The organism is Phaeodactylibacter xiamenensis, from assembly GCF_000759025.1.
In the GTDB taxonomy this organism is placed as follows: domain Bacteria; phylum Bacteroidota; class Bacteroidia; order Chitinophagales; family Saprospiraceae; genus Phaeodactylibacter; species Phaeodactylibacter xiamenensis.
Genome location: NZ_JPOS01000019.1, coordinates 57,892 through 75,231, shown reverse-complemented (window position 1 = coordinate 75,231; position 17,340 = coordinate 57,892). Strand labels below are relative to the sequence as shown.

Here is a 17,340-nt window from a genome sequence, read left to right as displayed (position 1 = left end):
CTGCATATCTTGGACCCGTAACCAATTTTGTCCAGAGCAATGGAGTGGGAAAAACTTAAACGAAGGGTTTACCCCTGGGACGGCAGCTGGCGCGATATTTATGTACTGGGGACTACTCACAGCGACTGGCCAGTCCGCATCAAAAAATAAATCTTCCCTTTTCCCTATCTTGGCAATCCATTGCCAAACCACCCTAACCAAACTGCCCTATGATTGCCTCTTTTGCAAGCCCCAAACTGCAAGCGCTCTACGAGCCGGTGCAACAGTTCCTACATGACCACATCTATCCTAACGAGCTCCGGTGGCTGCAGACGCCCTTCCATGAAGTGGAACGGGAAATCCGCGCCCTTCGCCCCCAGGCACAAGCCACTGGTGCCTGGAATGCTGCACTAAGCGAAGCAGAAGGCGGCCCCGGACTAAAACTGACAGAATTCGCCCAACTCAGCGAACTCCTTGGCACTTCGCCCTTTGGGCATTTGGCCTTCAATTGTCAGGCGCCGGATGCCGGGAACATTGAGCTGCTGTTGCAGTATGGCAGTACGGATATTCGCGAACGCTACCTTGAGCCCCTGCTGGCCGGCGACATCCGCTCCTGCTTTGCCATGACCGAACCAGCCTACGCGGGTTCCAACCCGGTGCGTCTAGGCACTACTGCCGTACGGGCAGGCGACGAGTACGTCATCAATGGGCACAAATGGTTTACCACCGCCGCCGATGGCGCCTCCTTTACCATCATCATGGCGGTTACCAATCCGGAGGCGGAATCGCCCTACGCCCGGGCAAGCATGATCCTCGCGCCCACTGACCTACCGGGGTTTGAGCTGGTCCGAAACATCCCCATCATGGGGCATGCCGGCGAGGGCTGGCACAGCCATGCTGAGGTTAAATTTAATAATCTGCGGGTACCGATTTCCAATCTCCTGGGCAGGGAGGGAGAAGGCTTTAAACTCGCGCAGGAACGCCTGGGCCCCGGCCGCATTCACCACTGTATGCGCTGGATCGGTATCTGCGAACGCAGCTTTGATATGATGTGCCGGCGGGCCGCTACCCGCGAACTAAGCGAAGGCCGCATGCTCGGTGAAAAGCAAATGGTCCAGTCCTGGATTGCCGAAAGCCGGGCCCAAATCGATGCCTCGCGATATATGGTGCTCCACACAGCGCTCAAAATGCAGGAAGAGGGGCAGCGGGCGGCAAGCACTGAAATTTCCACCATCAAATTCTTTGTAGCAGATGTGATGCAGCGGGTGGTCGACAGGGCACTACAGGTCCACGGCGCATTGGGCATTACTGACGATACCATCCTGTCCTTCTTTTACCGGGAGGAACGGGGCGCCCGTATTTACGACGGGCCAGATGAGGTGCATAAGGCTTCTCTGGCCCGGAAAATCCTGAAGCAATACGGGTTAAAGGCCCGGCGCTAATACTGAAACCCGGGAATTGGCGTTTGGAAAATAAACCCTGAAACCATGCGCCACTTTTTCCTGATCTGCCTGCCCATACTGCTTATGGGCAAGGCATACACTCAGCCCTCAGACACCCTCATTCAACCTTCCACGCCCCCTGAGGCGACCGCCACCCACAGTCAGGTGAGCCTGAAAGTGACAGACATGCAGGGGCTGAGCTGGAAAGACATGCCTCTTTGGCTCGTCAACCCGGAGCAACCGGGAGTGGTCTATCAGGCGGGCACCAACAGCCGCGGACAAGCTTATTTCCTCTTGCCTAAAGGTGCTTCCTACCAGGTCAATGCAAAAGATCAGCCGGCATTCGGTGCAATCAAGACCCTGAATGACGGATATGTGCGCAGCCGCTATACGCTTTTTTATGCCCCGAAGACCTACACTGAAACCGAGCGGGGAGACACTGTTTTTCAGGAAGTGCCGCCCACCCAACAGCCCATCCGCAGCCGCATTTTGCTAAGGCTGCTGGTTAAGAATTTCGAAGAACAGCCTCTGCCGGATGAAGATATTTACTTCAATTATCAAAACAGCGGAAAGGTTTTCGCCGTAACCACCGGAGCGGATGGACAGGCACTGCTGATGCTGCCCCGGGGCGACAGTATACAACTCAGTACCGCTTTCGTTCCGAATGTATCCGGTTTTGAATTGCCCGATGATGACCGCCTTGGCACCCTCCGGCTGACTCTGCAAACGATCGGCAAGGAAGCCTTTTTGAAACGTGCAGCCGAACGCGCCCGCCTTGCTGCCAGGAGGGACTCCCTGTATGAACTCGCCCGTGCACGCGACTCCATTGCTGCAGCCCGGGATTCTCTGCGATTACTGAGTGGCGATTACGACTACCTGTTCCTCATGAACTCCGGGGTGAACATGGAGCAAATCCTGGAAAAAGTGGGCGAACAAGCCGCCGCAGAACGGGAACAACTGTCTGAAAACGAGCAGCTCTATGAGCTGACCGGAGAAGCGGTCAAGTCGGCTTTTTACCGCAACCGGGCCGGGTGGTCGAGCAAGGTCATCGTTACCGACCTGACCGGCAGTATGCGCCCGTACATGGACGAAGTGCTGCTTTGGCATGCCCTCGCGGTCGTGCCCGGGGCCCAAAACCGCTACCTCTTTTTCAACGATGGCGACCGAAAGCCCGAAAAACCAATCGGAGCAACCGGAGGGTTTTATACTACCGAAATACCTGATATGCCCGCCCTGTTGCAGACCATGCAATCCACTACGAACGGAGGCAGCGGGGGCGAGTCTGAGGAAAACGATATTGAAGCCCTGCTCGAAGCCATGCGCATGATGGGTGAGGGAGACGAGCTTGTCCTGATCGCCGACAACTACAGCGATGTACGGGATATGGAATTGCTGCCCCAGCTCCGCACACCGGTAAGGATCGTGCTCGCGGGCAATCTCGACCACGGCATCAACGAGGACTACCTGCAAATTGCATGGGCTACGGGCGGCTCCATCCACACCCTCACCGAAGATATCGAAACCCTCAAAACCGTCAATGAAGGGCAGCTGATCACCATTGGCAGTCACCGGTACCGGATGAGTGGCGGCAGTTTCATTAAGAAATAAAGCGTTGATAATCAGGTCTTAGCAAAGACTCTCTTCGAACATCCTGTTTTCAGTCTCGTTCAAAAGGTACATTTTACCATCAAAACCAAATGAAAATGGGATTTTATTCACTCGCCTTTGCATTGACCATTGCTTTCCTGCTTTCACTCTTGTTCACCCGGCTGACCAAATCGCCTGGTCCCTGGAATAGCTTTTGGGCATTGTTTGCAGTACTTTCCCTCGCGATCTGGGTAGCCAGCATATGGGTGACGCCCATCGGTCCGCTCTGGTACGGTGTGGCTTGGATTGACCTGCTCGTAGTGGGCCTGCTCATCGTCCTGCTCTTCGGCGCAGTAGGAGAAGCCAACCAAAGACAGCTGTCTAAAGGCAATACTATGCAACAGCAAACAGACCCCGATATCCCTAAACAGGATACGACTGCCATCGCCCTCTTCGGCGTATTTTTCTGGCTATTCGTGGGTTCGCTTGTCGTACTCGCTATCTTCGGTATAGCCAGCTGGGGTTAATCCTGAGCTGCAGCCCAAATGGCATCCAGAAGGCTCCCCGCCTCTCGGGTGTCATTGCTCAACTGCCAAAACATAATGCCGCCCAGCCCTTCTTCCTGCACGTAGTCCGTTTTGAGTGCTACTGACTCCGGGTCGTCGTAGGAAATGAATATGCTGTCCGCCGGATTGAACAGGTAAGGCGCCAGGGCTATGGAATCCCAGTGCCGGGTAAATCCATTCTTATCTTCATATTCCTTTCGGATAGCCCCATAATCCAGCCAACCGGTATGCACGCCTTTGTTAGGTTGGTAAAGCCCGTTGTTGGCTGATGGGACACCTTTCCAGGCTCTGCCGTAAAATGCACCGCCAATAACGAGCTGCTTAGGGTCTACCCCCAGGCCTTTTACATAATTCACAATACGCTTAGCCGAACGTGGCGACCAGTCGTACTCCGCCTCCGGCCTTTCTTCCCGCCGCTTAGCTACCGTATCCAGGATCGGCAGCCCCTCAAGGTCGGACTCCTCAATCAACCCGAGGGGCGTATGGTGACCGGTAACCGGTGAACGCCCGCCCACCTGATCGTAGGTCATGATATTCATGTAATCGGCATACTTCATCACCTCTACCGTCTCAATATTGTAATAGTAGCGCTCCCAGCCCGCTGATGCAAAAGTCAGCGTTTGGGGACGGTCAAGCGTATCCATCGCTTCCCGCAGGCCTTTCATCAGCAAGGTGAAATTCTCCTTATCCTCGGGGCGGGCCCTTGTACCTGCAGCCGGAATCGCCGGGTACTCCCAGTCCATATCCAGGCCATCCAGGTCATAGCGCTTCAGGAACTCAATGGTGCTGCGGATAAAAGTATCCCGGGTGCCCGGCGTGGAAGCGGCGTCCGAAAATCCATCGGCTCCCCAGCCCCCGCAGGCAATCATAACTTTGAGGTCGGGGTATTTTTCCCGCTGCGCAACAAGGACGCGCATGAGCGAATCGTGCCCCGGACTCGTAAAGGCCATCTCCCCATCCACAATATTGCTAAAGGAATAAATAATATGAGTGAGCTTGTCGAGGGGCAGATCGCCCGGTGGGAACCGGTCGTTGGCTACGTAGTAGGCCATGATGGCAAAGTCGTCGTTCGCAGGCTCCGTATCCGTAGTATCAGTTGCCGTGCTACAGTTTAGCAATGGAAGCAGGCATAAAGCCAGTAAGATATTGGTCAGACGCATCGTCGTTGGTTTTAGGTTTTGGAATACTAAAAAAGACAAACAACCCCGCATTCTGGTTTTAATCGGAAGCGGTTTTCACAGCGTCTTCAACTTGTTTTGCCACAGCCTCAAGCCCCAGTACCTCCTCCGCAAACCGGAAGGTTTCCTGCCGGACGTGGTCCAGGTCCTTCGAGCCTACGTAGGAAGCCAGGGCATGATTGTCAACGTCTGGAAAGGCGACTTTCCTCTTTAGCGGCTCCGGCGTGCTCAACTGATCGTACATCTCCAGCATAGCCGGAACCGAAACGACCTGATCCTGTATGCTGTCATTTTTGAAGTAATAGCCCAGGAAAAAAGGGGCTTCGACCGCAGCAAAGGTTTCGGGAACCATACCGTGCTCCACCAGGTTTTGCAGCTGCACCAGACCCTCCAGCCGGTAATGATTGTACCAATACTTCATGAACTCCTCTTCCGCATCAAAATGCCGGTGCGTCCCGCCTACCATCTGCCGGGCAATCTGTAGCCCCCAGGGCATCGTCAGTACCTTTGCACTTTCCGATTTGATGCGGATGTTGGGCGAATAGGCAATAATGCCATCCACCAGTTCCGGGTGCTGTGCGGCTAATAACAAGGACAGCGTCCCTCCGGTGGAGGTACTCATGAGTATGACCTTCTTTCCAATCCGGTGCCCGACAGCAAGGGCATGGGCGGCGGTTTCCAGCACAGAGTCCGGGTGATAATGCAACAGTTTGTCCTCCACATCCAGCCCGTGGTCGCGCCATCGGGCCACATAGAGATTGCACCCGTAGCGTGCCGCGAATTCCCGGTGAATCGGTTCGCCTTCCACGTAAGTGGCCGTAAAGCCCGGCAGGTAGACCAAAGCATATTCGGTTGGGCGGGGCAGACTATCGGCCCAGATGATGCGGGCTTCGTTGTTGGGCTTCAGGTTGGGAATGGCCTGCTCAGCGTTGGCGATGCTGTCTCCAAGTGCAGCGATGGCAGTCGTGAGATTAGGCAGCTGAACCTGTAGCTGAGGCGGGGCAGGTTTGGGGCCCAGCAGGTAGAGTACGACGAGCCCGGCGAGTAGTATGCCGATGATTTTTAATGCTTTCACAGATGCTTTTTGCTGTAAAGTTAGCAGAGTGGTGGGCATTATTCAACAATCACAGGTTTTTGCTGCTCAGCTCAGGCAACACACCAATCAGGCTTACGGCACACTCAAAATATTCCTACCTTTGGCAAAAAATACCGGATGTCTACCGTTATCCACCATATCGCCATACACGAATTGCAAAAGGAAGCTGACGAAAGCAGCGCGAAGGTTTTTATGAGCCAGTACTGCCTGCCGGTTGAAGAGCGGGCACAGGCGCTTTCCGATAAGCTGCACGATACTTTTGTCCGCAAAGCAGACACCCTACAGGGCTACCTCAGCTCTCCGGAAGACGCTCTGTTCCCGGGCTACTTTCAGGTTTTTGTCGATGGCGGCATGACGGAGGAAGCTTTTCTTTCCTTCTCCAGAGAAACCATGAATGCACTGCAACTGACCCTGCAGGGCGTGTTGGGTGCCAAAGGCGGTTACCTCGTCTACATTGACTACACCGAAGAGCTGACCAATCAGCGGGTGATGGGCATCTTCCTGGTGCGGGATACGGAGGGCGTGGTGTTTTCCAAGAAAGAGGAGGCAGAAGCTTTTGCACTCAATACCGTTACCTATCTCAACACCGAAAAGCTGGCCATGGCCTGCCGTATTCTTGTTGGTAAATTCCAGGCCGGCGAGGGGCGCTGCGTGGAGCTGATCAAGCACGCCAAGAGCCAGAAAGCCATTTCCGAATACTTCATTCAATGGATTGGGCTGGAACGGCCGGAAAGCAGCCGCGACCTGACTAATACCTTTCTGGAAATGGTCAATGAGCTGCCCATGCCCGTCGATGAAGAAACCGGGGAAGCCATGCCGCAGCAACAGTTCCACGAGAAGGTCCTGCAGTTTGCCAATAGCAGCCCCCAGAAAGTTATCAACATCGAAGAATTTGAGCAGGAGTTTTACAGAAATGAAAATCCGGCTCAACAGTACCTCCAAGACCATCAGGTAGAAATGGACAAGGAGTTCCGCTTCGATAAAAAGACCCTCAACCAGTTTTACAACCACAAAATCAATGCCGATAAAATCTACCTCTACTTCAACAGTGGCCACCTCAAGGATGGCGCTATTGTAGTGGAAGGCAACCGGGTGATCATCAACTCCGAAGAGCTGGCTGACCAGATACTCGATTTAGGCAACCGCTAGCACAAAGCAGACAACACTAATCCATGGGCTTGTCCGGCACCGGCGCACTTGCGTGGAAATCACGGTGGATGCGCCCGGCGTAGTCATCCAGCAGGGCATGTATACGATCCCGATCAGAAGAACGTACGATCATCCCAATGTGGTGTTTTTTCCGTAGACGCCACACAATTTCCGGATCGTTAAAGCCAGAGCTGTCGGGGTGCTGAAATCGGGAAAGAGAGACCACAATGCCAGCATGATCTTCTTTGACCTGTGGGGCCTCATAGGGCTGCTTTTTGGCCATTGCGGTTTCGAGCCTTGCCCACTCCGCCCACAGGTTAATGCCAGAAGCGTATTCCACCATCTCTGCCAGGTGGGCACCGCCTACCCGGGAACTCGTTTCCAGGAAGTAAAACTGTCCGTCGTCATTCGACTTGATGAACTCCGTGTGCGAGGCGCTAAACTGCATACCAAAAGCGTCCATCACTTTGGCGTGCAGCTTCTGCACCGCCTTGTCATCGTCGCTGCCCAGAGGCAACGTAGCCGACCTGAATATACCGCCCCCGTGTGCGACCTCAAAGGGTGTATTCAGGTATTTGGAGACCCGGCAAAAGTCGACTTTCCCATCTACCGTAATCGCATCGGCGTGGTAAACCGCACCGGGCTTGAACTGCTCCACCAGGTATTCGTGGCGTTTGTCGCCCAGGCTGTGGACGACCTGCCAGAGCTCTTCCAGTGTATGTACCTTCTTGATGCCGGTAGCGGAGGCTTCTGCCCGTGGCTTGACGACCCAGGGGCCAGGCACCGTAGTCGCATAATGAGTGATCTCCTCATCATTGAAGAGGGGCGAAAATGGCGGCACCGGAATACCTGCTTCCGCCGCTTTCATGCGCATCGCCAGCTTATCGCGGAAGTAGCGGGCGGTGGTCTGCCCCATACCCGGTATCCGGAACGTCTCGCGCAGGAAGGCCGCTTTTTCCACATCGAAATCATCGAGGGCTACAATGCGGTCAATTTTTTTACTGCGCATCAGCCAGGCCAGCCCCTGTTCCAGGTTGGCGAAGTTCTCCGGCGTATTCTCATCGGAATCCATGTAAAAAAACTCATCAATGGCGTGGCGGGGCCATTCGGCATGCTCCAGGTTTTTGGCCGTAAGCAGGTACACGGTATTGCCGGCAGCTTTGCAGGCACTCAGGAAGTCCTGCCCTTTATGATAGCAGGTGACGCAAAGGAAAGTCAGTGGTCGCATCATGGTGTTTAGGTTGCTCGGAGCCCTATGGCTGCGATGGGTTTATGCGGTTTTCAGTTGTTCCAAAAAGTTAATCAGCAGGCGCACGCCATAGCCGGTGGCGCTCTTTTGCACGGTAAATTCTGAATCCCCGAAAGCGACCCCGGCGATATCCAGGTGCGCCCAGCGAGGGTGCTCCTCCGTAAAAAATTCCAGGAACTTGGCGGCATTGATCGCACCCGCCATCGGGCGGCCGCTGAAGTTGCGCACATCGGCTACGTCCGATTTCAGGTCTTCTTCATACACCTCCCAGAGGGGCAGTGGCCACAAGCGCTCTCCGGTCGCCTCGCTTGCGCTTTTGAGGTGCTGCTCCAGCTCCGTATTATTGGTAAACAGCGCGGCGGCGTGGTACCCAAAGGTGCGTACGGCACTGCCCGTCAGTGTGGCCAGGTCAATAAGTGTATCGGGGGCAAAATGCCTAAGCATGTAAGCGATTCCATCCGATAAAATCAGGCGTCCTTCAGCATCGGTATCAATCACCTCGATGGTCTTACCGCTGTAAGAATCAATCACATCGCCCGGCTTGATGGCATTGGCATCCACGCAGTTGTCAGTGGCAGGTACGATACCGATCAGGTGTACCGGGAGTTGCAGTCGGGCGGCGGCTTCCATAGTGCCCAATACAGCGGCTGCACCACCCATATCACTCTTCATGTAGTGCATATTGGTGGAAGGCTTGATGGAAACGCCTCCGGTATCAAAGGTGACGCCCTTACCCACTAGCCCGACTTTAGGCAGTGGCCCAGCTGCACCTTTTGGCTGGTATTCCATGACGATAAAACGGGGAGGCTCCTCACTGCCCCGGTTCACCGCCAGCAAGGCGTGCAAACCCAGCTCCTCAATGGCTGGCTTATCGAATACCGTGACCTTATAGCCGTGCTTGCGCCCGGACTGCACCGCCCAATCGGCCAGCATAGCCGGCGTTTTTTTGTTACTGGGTGCATTGACCAGCCCAATGATTGACAGTTGTGCTTCAGAAAGGTGCAGGGCACGTTCTGCGGCTTGCCGGCCCGCTTCGGCCTGATCTTCGGGGAGGAAGAGGGTGAGTTGCGCTTCCTCAGAAGCAAATGGGTGAGGCGGCTCTGTTTCCTGACGGTAAGTACCAGTGGGCAGTGTGCTTAACAACAAACCGCTCACGGCAGCTTCGGCGAGCAGCGGTAAGTCAGCTACCGGTTGATGCAAAAAGCTGATGCCCATATGTGCAGGCAGCTTTCGCTTGTGCTTATGAGCAAATGATCGTACCGTTTTCAGCGTATCAGCGTAGGAGGGCTGCTCGCCCAGTCCCAGCAAGTACCAGTCGTACTGATTGGAGAAGTAGTTGATTTGTTCCCCGGCCTCGCCTTTGAAGCGCTCCTGAAGGTCATTGGCAGACGTATTCCAGAAGTCAGCAATGCCTTGTAGTGCCTGCTCCAGGTGAGGACCGGCGGCCAAAGGTAGTATTATTTTCAGGGGTACTTCTCCCGGTGCTGCGGTTAAGGCGCGCTCTGCAGATAAAGGCTCGTGTTTTAGATTGATGATCATGTTTTCAGGAGGTTTTTGGAGGTTGGTTGAAAAAGAGCCACTCTGCGGCGCGGGGGAATTCCTGTCCCCAGCGGGCTTCATTGTGTGCTCCATCGGGATCGAGTGAGAGCTCAAAGTTAAAGGAGGCGTCGCCCTGCTCCTCTGCGGCTCGCATAAAACCGCGGATGTTAGGCACCATATTTTTGCTTTCGCCTTCGCCGGCATAAATGTAGATGTCCATATCGTGCGGGTCATTGAGGTTCATCACACGGAAAGGGATATTGGGGCTCACCCAAAGGGAAGGGGAAAAGATCATGAGCTTACCGTACACTTCCGGGTAAATCAGCCCCGCATAAATGCTGATCAGCCCGCCCATTGAGCTCCCCCCGATACCAGTGGTTTCGCGGCCGGGCAGGGTACGGAAATGCTCGTCTACATAGGGCTTAAGGCGGTCGGCCAGTACGCGGAGGTACTTCTTGCCACTCCCGGCACCCAGTTGAGTGCGGTAGGATGGTGTAAACTCTGTAATGCGATCCTTCTCGGCATGGTCAATAGCCACGACGATGATATCACCAAAGCCCTGCTCTTTCATCAGTGCCAGCTTCTTGTCCACGCCCCAACTGCCGAAGGGAGCATAGTCATCGAAGAGGTTTTGCCCGTCCTGCAGGTAGAGCACCGGGTACCGCTTATCGGTTTCGTGATAATCGTGCGGCAGCAGGGCCGCAATCCGGCGGGTTTTGATAAGCTTCGGGATTTTGAAGTCCTCGGTCAGGATTTCAATTTTGGGCAGGTAAGCCGGATTGTAAGCCAGCCCGTCCACCAGCCACCGGTCTACGCTGTCGGACTGCGTATTGTGCTCCCGGGTATTGAGGCTCCGGTTGGGCCGGGTATTGCCAAACCGGTCCAGCTCCACCTGATTCCAGTCGCCGCGGTGGTATTTGTATTCGAGCTGCTCGGGCAGCCATTCCTCAGCCGGGAAGTTGAGCTCATAGTAGCCAGGGCCGGTTTGCTCCATTTGATACGCCCCACTGCCGGTACGCCAGCCATTGAAGTTACCCGATACAAAGACCGGCCGGCCGTGTTCCTCAGCCGGGGTTTGAAGCTGTAGCCGCAGTTGGGTGCCATTCGAAGGGGCATGGCCACTGGAAGAAGCGCCTTCTGTCATATATCGTTGCTAGATCTTTCGTTCGTAATTCGTCAGGTCAAAGGTAAGAAATAAGCGGATTTTGTAGGCAGGCGACCATAGGAAGGCGGGAATGGGAGTGAGAAAAGTTGTAGTTTTAAGCGAAATTCAGGAACTCGGGTATGAAAATCATTGACATGAGCTTGCTGAGTGCTTTCCGGAAACCGGCAGGCGTATTACCACAATATCCGTAAACCTGGGCTCGGATTACGAAAGCCTGGACTACGGGCGGGCGCTGGATTTTTTGCTGATGACGGTTGGTAGCTTGCGAAGAGATAGGGAATTATAGCAGTGCGGACTGTTAACGCTACAACTTAATTCCTGGAACCTGAGAAAGATTTTGTCTCAAAGTAAACCGCTTAACAATAGAAACTTTCGCTCCATAACACTATGTGGATGATTAAACCCAAGAATTTTATCAGTGGCTTCCCCTATTAGACGAAGTTGTCTAAAAAAGAATCGTGGTGAAATCGAGATGGTTTGCACAAAAAGTTGCAAAAGGAGATATTTGGAAATCTCTAAACTTTTCCAAACTCCTTTCGCAACTATGTACGTAAAATTAACCAAGAAATTCATCACACACAATTTGATGCCCTATTTGAGCACAACAAATCTAGGGCGCAAGCCAAAAGTTAAGCTTTGGAAAATGGTCAAAGCAATAATATACCGCCTAAAAACAGGTACACAATGGCGAGAGTTACCCCTGCGCCAGTTTTTTGGATTTGCCATAAAATCCTATAAAACAGTGTTTTATCATTACAATAAATGGGCTAAAGATGGTTCTTGGCATCGCTTATGGACGGCATTATTGAAAGCAAATAAAGCTGCCTTGGATATGTCCACCGTAGCTTTAGACGGTAGCCAGACCCGAGCTAGAATGGGTGGTGAGGCAGTGGGGTATCAAAGCCGGAAATCTGCAAAAACAACAAACATGCTGTTTTTGACTGACTCCAACGGAATCCCGTTAGCGATGTCAAAACCCGTATCAGGTAATCATCATGACCTCTATGAAATTAACAAGGCATTCAAAAATATCTGCGAAATTTTAGAGCAGGCCGATATCGACCCAAGAGGTTTGGTAATGAATGCAGATGCTGGTTTTGACAGCAGGAGCTTTAGAGAGTACTGTGATGGGCTGGAAATCCTTGCCAACATAGACATCAACAAAAGGAATGCAAAAAACACTGATTATGAATACCTTGTAGACCCTGAGTTGTATAAGGAAAGGTTTGCTGTTGAGCGGACCAACGCTTGGATTGATGGCTTCAAATCTCTTTTAGTCCGGTACGAGACATCTGCTAGAAATTGGATGAGTGCTCATTTCCTAGCCTTTTCAATCATTTTGTTGAGAAAAACTAAACTCCATACAAATCATTTTTAGACAACTTCGACTTATGGGTTGAATGATTCCTGAATCAAGCAATAAAAAATGATCTTTCCACTAATCTTTGCGCGGATTGTAAAACCGAACTAAGTTCTCGTTATCGCCATCAGGAAAGGTACCCAAATCACTGCCTTTGTTCCGATTGCAAACTGCACACGCGAGTGCCAAGTTATTCAACTGTGTTTCCCCACCGTGTTTAATGCTAATAATATGATCGATTTGAAATTTATAAAAAGAGTGGCCTTCAGGCAAACAGCAGTATTCACACTTATGCCCAGCACGCTCCACGACGAAGTCCCTGATTTGTTGTGAAATATGACGACTCATTTCGACAACAAATACCGGGCCTTGGCTTTGGTTAAACGAATGAGCCGTTCCAACAAAATATACTGATCCAGTCGCTCTTGCACCTCCTCGTCTGCCTGGAGTTCGAGTACCTTCTCTGGGTCCATGTGAGCAATAAAGTTAGCGACATTATCGTAAGCTGTGGTCGCAGTCATAGCTCGTTCTTTACGTGGTCAAAACATTCTCGATACAATATAACAACTTTCCCGCTTATTTGGTGCCTCAAATCTTTACCCTGGTAACACCCAATAATCCCCACGAAACCCTAATTTTGTCCGGCACAACAAAACGAATCCATGGAAAACCAACTCCTTTGGGGCATCGACCTCGGCGGCACCAAAATTGAAGGTGCGATCATCGAAAGCATCCAACCACTGAAAGTGCGCTCCCGCCTGCGCATTCCCACCGAAAAGGAAAAAGGGTATGAGCATATCATCGGACAGATTGGCAAAGTGGTGGACTTGCTGCGGGAAGACAGCGGGGCAGAACCGGAGCGCATCGGTATTGGGACCCCCGGCACCCTCGACCCCATCACGGGACTGATGAAGAATGCCAACACCACCGCCCTCAACGGGCAGCCCCTCAAGCAGGATTTGGAAAAGGCACTCGGCCTGCCGGTACAAATGGCTAATGATGCCAATTGCTTTGCTGTCGCAGAAGCGCGCCTGGGCAAAGTGCCCCGGGAAGCCCCGGACGCGCAGGTCGTCTTCGGCGTCATCATGGGCACAGGCGTAGGCGGCGGCCTGGTCATCAACGGGCAGGTACGCAACGGCCGGCAGGGCATAGCCGGGGAGTGGGGCCACAACTTCCTTGACTTCTCAGGGGGGGAGTGCTACTGCGGGCAGACAGGATGCGTGGAAACTATTATTTCCGGGCCGGCACTACAGCGGTTCTACGAGAGCGAATCGGGCCAAAAGGATAAGCTCAAGAACATCCTGGAACGGGTAGATACCGATGTGCATGCAAAGGCAACCCTCGACCGCCTCATCCATTTCTTCGGTAAAGGCATGGCTTCCGTCATCAATACCCTCGACCCGGATGTGATCGTACTGGGCGGTGGCCTCGGCAATATCCCTGACCTATATACAAAAGGTGTGGAATCGGTCAAAAAGCACGTCTTTAACCACCGGCTTGACACCCAATTCCTGGCGCCGGAACTGGGCGATAGCGCAGGCGTTTTTGGTGCGGCGATGCTGGTGGTTTAGCGCGGGCGCAACAAAAGTTTTTTGGCAAACTCAATGACCTGCTGGCCCCACAAGTGATAGAAAAACGACAAAAGTCTTTATCTTTAGGCGGATTTATTCATGAAAGAAACAAGAAATGACCATGAAACCATTAATGATGATGCTGGCTCTGCTCTTTTTGGGCTCCATGTCTGTGCAGGCACAGTCGGCTAAAGCATGTTGCAGCAGCAAGGATAAGACCAGCTGCACCAAGGCTGAAAAAGCGAGCTGCGACAAAACAGCAAGTGCAGCCAAAGCCTGTTGTGCTAAAGGTGAGCAGGGGAAATCCTGTGCCAAATCAGCCAGCAGCAATGCAAAAAAAGTGAGCAGCGATGCCAACGTAACTACAGCTTCTATCCGTATCTACGGCAACTGCGGCATGTGCAAGCGTACGATTGAGGGTGCTCTGAATGACCTGGAAGGCATCCACTCTGCGGAATGGGATGTCAAGTCGGGCATGCTGTCTGTAGCTTACGAAGCAGAAAAGGTATTAGAGGATGATATCAAAGCCAAAGTAGCTGCAGCAGGTTATGACTCTGACACGCACCGTGCACCGGATGAAGTGTATGCTAACCTGCACGCCTGCTGTCAGTACGACCGTCCGAAGGGATAATCCTTACGTATGAATGTTGGCTGCCTAAATGAGCAGTCAACATTCACTCTTCCTCCTCATCCGCAATCAACTCATTTTTCTCCAGTTGTTTGTGCAGCTTGAGCGATTTCTCACCCAGCGCCTCCAAAGGCACTTCGGTCTGCCCCAGGATATCCAGCAGCACATTGATGCGCCCCTCCACGTCGTAGAATTTGTTGATCACAATAATATTTCGGTCTTCCACAATGGCATAGCCCGAGGTGAAGCTCCCTTTCTCATAACGGATGGTGAAGTCTATTTCCTCGAACAGCGTCTCCAGTTTTTTCAGGCTATGGCGGGTATACTTGAACATACACGATGGCTTTGGCGCTAAAATAACTATTTCAGCACACACTCTACCCGGCGGTTTTGCGAGAAAAGCTGCATTCATTATGATATTTGGCAGACTGCAAGGTTTCGAAACCCGGATTGAGCACCAGGTTTTGCGCCTGCAACCGGACCAAAAACAAAAGCGCTACGGCATCGAACAGGATAGTTTTCATAGGGGTTTTACACAATAATGCAATGCAGTGGCATAAGTTACAGCGGGCTTCACTAGACCATAGTGGCGCAAAATGCGTTCAATTGATAACTTTGCCTTAAATCTCAATCAGTGCTATGCAAAAGAGACCTATAAAATTGTTATTGACCCTTGTGGCAGTTAGTCTGTTCTGTAGCCTGCAGGCGCAGGATAGCGGACCAGAGCGCCGCTTTGAGGCAGGTGTGGTGGCAGGGCTGAATCTCTCTCAGGTTGATGGTGACAAGCTGCTGGGCTTTTATAAGTATGGGTTTCAGGGAGGGATCAAAGCAGATGCCGTCCTTTCTGAACGCTGGAAGGTAGGCATCGAGCTGCTCTTTTCTCAGCAGGGCGCCCGGCAAAGCAGATTTGACAACCCCAGCTCTGAGCTGGATGTGGAAAACATTCAATTCAATATGGTGGAAGCACCGGTGCTGGTGCATTTCCGCGACTGGAAACTACAGTTTACTGCAGGTGGTTCCTACGGCAATATCATCAACTACACCGTCACAGAGGTAACGGGGGAGGATGGTACGGAAAGGCACCCGATATCCCAGGATGTCTTTTCTGTAATCCTCGGGGGCTCTTTCTACTTTACTGAAAACTGGGTGATGGACATCCGCTGGTCCCGGTGGCTCAACTCTCCTTACAGTGAAGAACTGGCGGAAGCCAACGATCAGACCCTTGTGCCCTGGATCGGGCGCAATATTACCATTCGTGGCTGCTATTTGTTTTAGACTCAACCATCGACTTTCTTAACTAAATGCTAAGGCAGGTTAAAGGTGGTTAAAAACGGGCACGGTGGCTGATTTTCCTTTTTATTTGAAGAAGAAATCAAACACCGACGAATTATGAAAATCACCCACTTACTTACCACGCTTTTTTTATTCGCTGCCCTAAGCCTGTCTGCTCAAAAAGAGGAAACCCTTTTCAACAGTTCAGACATCCGGATTTCCGGCATTTGGGCCAGCATCGACCACAACTACAGCTTTTTTGAGGAAGAATACGCCTATGGGCGGGGCTTCAGCATCGGTATTGAAGTCAGCCGTTCCATCTACATCGGCTATGCCCGCAACAGCTTTCGGCAGGAACCGGTTACAGGGCCCGACAACCGTCGCCTTGACCTCTACTACGATGGGCTGCAGCTAGCCTATGCCCCCAACTCAACACGCTTATTGCACCCCCGTTTTGGATTATTTGCCGGTGGCGGCAAAGCTACAGTGGAAGGTATAGATGATGATCCCGTCTATGTGCTGAAGCCTTCGGCAGGTGTGGAACTGAACGCCACGCAGTGGTTCCGGGTAGGCTTGGAGGCCGGCTACCGGTTTGTCACCTACGATGACATCCCTGAGTACAGCTCCAGTGATTTTTCCTCGCCTTTCGTCAATATCGCGCTGCGGTTTGGCTTATCGTGGGGCAATTAATCTGAAGTATTGAAGCTACGCCTTTTGCCGGTGCACATACTCGACCACCTCTCGTACCCCCTTTGCGACCTCCAGCAGGCCTAAATCCAGGTCATTATAGGTCGTAACAGGCTTACCAGAGCGGGGCAACCCCTGAAGACCGGCAAAAGGCAGCCCTTCCCAATCCACAGGCTTAAGCGCTACAGGCACTACAATTACCCCCTCCCTCCGGCGTGCCAGGGCTTTCTCCACTTCCGACTTCCAGATGTGCTCCGAAGCTATGAAACTTGCACTTACAAGCAGCAGTACAATATCAGCATCCTGAATATTGCGTTTGGTTTCTGCGCCCCAGTCGTGGCCAGCCAGTACCTGCTCATCACTCCACAAGTCAATCAGATTCCCCCGTTTGAGTGCGGTCAGGTGATTATCGAGCCGATTTTTAAGGTCCTGATCGGCTTCGGCGTAAGAGAGGAAAAGCCTGAGCGGAGCGGGCGTAGACTCAGGAGTAGTTGCCGCATCTGATTGCTTCCCGGATTGGTTATTGGCGACCATGTTTTTTGCGTCCCCAAGCAGGTTGAGAAACTTATCCACCCATTGATTGCGGGCCAGGCTACGGTCTGCGTTAGAAATCACTCCCTTCATCTCCCTGTGCCGAAGCTCGTGCATTTCGCCAGTTAGCAAAATCGCAATCTGTGTTTCGGCAGCGTCAGGAAAATGGGCGTTGAGCAAAGCAGTAAGCCGTTCAGAGAGTTGGCTCAGCTGCCGGTTGTCTGCCGCAGTAGCAACGCTGTCTTTAAACAGATCAATCTGCTCCAGAATAGCTTGGGGATTCATTGGTCAGGCGTTTTGGCAATAAGGTCAGGAGAAATTCGATTGTCCAAAGCTACCAA

General features: G+C 52.6%; 19 protein-coding genes. 9 read left to right on the top strand and 10 right to left on the bottom strand.

What is annotated here, in order from left to right; translation table 11 throughout:
- Nucleotides 1-209: 209 nt before the first annotated feature.
- From IX84_RS08840 to IX84_RS08830, 3 genes are all read left to right on the top strand, one after another.
- Nucleotides 210-1,421, top strand: coding sequence for an acyl-CoA dehydrogenase family protein (locus IX84_RS08840; protein ID WP_044218958.1), 1,212 nt, complete (start codon nt 210-212; stop codon nt 1,419-1,421).
- A gap of 45 nt (nt 1,422-1,466) precedes the next feature.
- Nucleotides 1,467-3,029 (top strand): hypothetical protein, encoded by a 1,563-nt coding sequence (locus IX84_RS08835; RefSeq protein ID WP_044218955.1) that lies wholly within the window; start codon nt 1,467-1,469, stop codon nt 3,027-3,029.
- Nucleotides 3,030-3,124: 95 nt separating this feature from the next.
- Nucleotides 3,125-3,535, top strand: coding sequence for a hypothetical protein (locus tag IX84_RS08830; RefSeq protein WP_044218953.1), 411 nt, complete (start codon nt 3,125-3,127; stop codon nt 3,533-3,535).
- Here IX84_RS08830 and IX84_RS08825 read toward each other — a convergent pair.
- Nucleotides 3,532-4,734, bottom strand: a complete 1,203-nt coding sequence (locus IX84_RS08825) for a glycoside hydrolase family 18 protein (RefSeq protein WP_072013651.1) — start codon at nt 4,732-4,734, stop codon at nt 3,532-3,534. The genes IX84_RS08830 and IX84_RS08825 overlap by 4 nt on opposite strands.
- Nucleotides 4,735-4,792: 58 nt before the next feature.
- Nucleotides 4,793-5,827 (bottom strand): alpha/beta hydrolase, encoded by a 1,035-nt coding sequence (locus tag IX84_RS08820; protein WP_160213708.1) that lies wholly within the window; start codon nt 5,825-5,827, stop codon nt 4,793-4,795.
- 138 nt (nt 5,828-5,965) lie between these two features.
- Here IX84_RS08820 and IX84_RS08815 point away from each other — a divergent pair, with 138 nt between their 5' ends.
- Nucleotides 5,966-6,997 carry a nucleoid-associated protein gene (locus IX84_RS08815; protein ID WP_044218948.1) on the top strand — a complete coding sequence of 344 codons (1,032 nt, stop codon included), beginning with the start codon at nt 5,966-5,968 and terminating at the stop codon, nt 6,995-6,997.
- A 16-nt stretch (nt 6,998-7,013) separates the two neighbouring features.
- Here IX84_RS08815 and IX84_RS08810 read toward each other — a convergent pair whose 3' ends face one another.
- Genes IX84_RS08810 through IX84_RS08800 form a run of 3 tightly spaced genes read right to left on the bottom strand, consistent with a single transcriptional unit; the run spans nt 7,014 to nt 10,929 of the window.
- Nucleotides 7,014-8,225, bottom strand: coding sequence for an ATP-grasp domain-containing protein (locus IX84_RS08810; protein WP_044219216.1), 1,212 nt, complete (start codon nt 8,223-8,225; stop codon nt 7,014-7,016).
- Nucleotides 8,226-8,267: 42 nt separating this feature from the next.
- On the bottom strand, nt 8,268-9,785 hold the full coding sequence (locus tag IX84_RS08805) for a leucyl aminopeptidase family protein (protein ID WP_052515889.1): 1,518 nt from the start codon (nt 9,783-9,785) through the stop codon (nt 8,268-8,270).
- 4 nt (nt 9,786-9,789) lie between these two features.
- Entirely contained in the window at nt 9,790-10,929 is a 1,140-nt protein-coding gene (locus IX84_RS08800; RefSeq protein ID WP_044218946.1) for an alpha/beta hydrolase, read from the bottom strand.
- 526 nt (nt 10,930-11,455) lie between these two features.
- Between IX84_RS08800 and IX84_RS08795 the strand changes: the two genes are divergently transcribed.
- A complete protein-coding gene (locus tag IX84_RS08795) occupies nt 11,456-12,328 on the top strand; it encodes an IS5 family transposase (protein WP_238578221.1) in 873 nt (290 codons plus the stop codon).
- 60 nt (nt 12,329-12,388) lie between these two features.
- Here the strand turns inward: IX84_RS08795 and IX84_RS34510 are convergent, their stop codons facing one another.
- Together IX84_RS34510 and IX84_RS33310 are read right to left on the bottom strand one after the other, a co-directional pair.
- Nucleotides 12,389-12,658: an HNH endonuclease gene (locus IX84_RS34510; RefSeq protein ID WP_052515888.1), complete on the bottom strand. Its 270-nt coding sequence runs from the start codon at nt 12,656-12,658 to the stop codon at nt 12,389-12,391.
- Nucleotides 12,655-12,831 carry a hypothetical protein gene (locus tag IX84_RS33310; protein ID WP_160213704.1) on the bottom strand — a complete coding sequence of 59 codons (177 nt, stop codon included), beginning with the start codon at nt 12,829-12,831 and terminating at the stop codon, nt 12,655-12,657. The genes IX84_RS34510 and IX84_RS33310 overlap by 4 nt, the downstream gene beginning before the upstream one ends.
- Nucleotides 12,832-12,972: 141 nt before the next feature.
- On the opposite strand from IX84_RS33310, the gene IX84_RS08785 reads away from it, so the two are divergent.
- Complete coding sequence (locus IX84_RS08785) at nt 12,973-13,881, top strand: ROK family protein (RefSeq protein WP_044218944.1); 909 nt, start codon at nt 12,973-12,975, stop codon at nt 13,879-13,881.
- Between the two features lie 121 nt (nt 13,882-14,002).
- The gene (locus IX84_RS30850) at nt 14,003-14,512 is read left to right on the top strand and encodes a heavy-metal-associated domain-containing protein (RefSeq protein WP_160213702.1); all 510 of its coding nucleotides are present in this window, start codon (nt 14,003-14,005) and stop codon (nt 14,510-14,512) included.
- A gap of 43 nt (nt 14,513-14,555) precedes the next feature.
- Here IX84_RS30850 and IX84_RS08775 read toward each other — a convergent pair whose 3' ends face one another.
- Nucleotides 14,556-14,843 carry a hypothetical protein gene (locus IX84_RS08775; protein ID WP_044218941.1) on the bottom strand — a complete coding sequence of 96 codons (288 nt, stop codon included), beginning with the start codon at nt 14,841-14,843 and terminating at the stop codon, nt 14,556-14,558.
- 43 nt (nt 14,844-14,886) lie between these two features.
- Entirely contained in the window at nt 14,887-15,033 is a 147-nt protein-coding gene (locus IX84_RS33305; protein WP_160213700.1) for a hypothetical protein, read from the bottom strand.
- A gap of 151 nt (nt 15,034-15,184) precedes the next feature.
- Here IX84_RS33305 and IX84_RS08770 point away from each other — a divergent pair, with 151 nt between their 5' ends.
- A complete protein-coding gene (locus IX84_RS08770) occupies nt 15,185-15,784 on the top strand; it encodes an outer membrane beta-barrel protein (RefSeq protein ID WP_160213699.1) in 600 nt (199 codons plus the stop codon).
- A gap of 114 nt (nt 15,785-15,898) precedes the next feature.
- A complete protein-coding gene (locus IX84_RS08765; protein ID WP_044218936.1) occupies nt 15,899-16,471 on the top strand; it encodes a hypothetical protein in 573 nt (190 codons plus the stop codon).
- 15 nt (nt 16,472-16,486) lie between these two features.
- On the opposite strand, the gene IX84_RS30845 is transcribed toward IX84_RS08765, so the two are convergent.
- Entirely contained in the window at nt 16,487-17,284 is a 798-nt protein-coding gene (locus tag IX84_RS30845) for a TIR domain-containing protein (protein WP_052515886.1), read from the bottom strand.
- Nucleotides 17,285-17,340 lie beyond the last annotated feature (56 nt).

What these genes read in the sequence shown, in the direction of transcription:
- IX84_RS08840 (WP_044218958.1), top strand. Translation starts at nt 210, where the DNA reads ATGATTGCCTCTTTTGCAAGCCCCAAACTGCAAGCGCTCTACGAGCCG.
- IX84_RS08835 (WP_044218955.1), top strand. Translation starts at nt 1,467, where the DNA reads ATGCGCCACTTTTTCCTGATCTGCCTGCCCATACTGCTTATGGGCAAG.
- IX84_RS08830 (WP_044218953.1), top strand. Translation starts at nt 3,125, where the DNA reads ATGGGATTTTATTCACTCGCCTTTGCATTGACCATTGCTTTCCTGCTT.
- IX84_RS08825 (WP_072013651.1), bottom strand. Translation starts at nt 4,734, where the DNA reads ATGCGTCTGACCAATATCTTACTGGCTTTATGCCTGCTTCCATTGCTA.
- IX84_RS08815 (WP_044218948.1), top strand. Translation starts at nt 5,966, where the DNA reads ATGTCTACCGTTATCCACCATATCGCCATACACGAATTGCAAAAGGAA.
- IX84_RS08810 (WP_044219216.1), bottom strand. Translation starts at nt 8,225, where the DNA reads ATGCGACCACTGACTTTCCTTTGCGTCACCTGCTATCATAAAGGGCAG.
- IX84_RS08805 (WP_052515889.1), bottom strand. Translation starts at nt 9,785, where the DNA reads ATGATCATCAATCTAAAACACGAGCCTTTATCTGCAGAGCGCGCCTTA.
- IX84_RS08800 (WP_044218946.1), bottom strand. Translation starts at nt 10,929, where the DNA reads ATGACAGAAGGCGCTTCTTCCAGTGGCCATGCCCCTTCGAATGGCACC.
- IX84_RS34510 (WP_052515888.1), bottom strand. Translation starts at nt 12,658, where the DNA reads ATGAGTCGTCATATTTCACAACAAATCAGGGACTTCGTCGTGGAGCGT.
- IX84_RS33310 (WP_160213704.1), bottom strand. Translation starts at nt 12,831, where the DNA reads ATGACTGCGACCACAGCTTACGATAATGTCGCTAACTTTATTGCTCAC.
- IX84_RS08785 (WP_044218944.1), top strand. Translation starts at nt 12,973, where the DNA reads ATGGAAAACCAACTCCTTTGGGGCATCGACCTCGGCGGCACCAAAATT.
- IX84_RS30850 (WP_160213702.1), top strand. Translation starts at nt 14,003, where the DNA reads ATGAAACCATTAATGATGATGCTGGCTCTGCTCTTTTTGGGCTCCATG.
- IX84_RS08775 (WP_044218941.1), bottom strand. Translation starts at nt 14,843, where the DNA reads ATGTTCAAGTATACCCGCCATAGCCTGAAAAAACTGGAGACGCTGTTC.
- IX84_RS33305 (WP_160213700.1), bottom strand. Translation starts at nt 15,033, where the DNA reads ATGAAAACTATCCTGTTCGATGCCGTAGCGCTTTTGTTTTTGGTCCGG.
- IX84_RS08765 (WP_044218936.1), top strand. Translation starts at nt 15,899, where the DNA reads ATGAAAATCACCCACTTACTTACCACGCTTTTTTTATTCGCTGCCCTA.
- IX84_RS30845 (WP_052515886.1), bottom strand. Translation starts at nt 17,284, where the DNA reads ATGAATCCCCAAGCTATTCTGGAGCAGATTGATCTGTTTAAAGACAGC.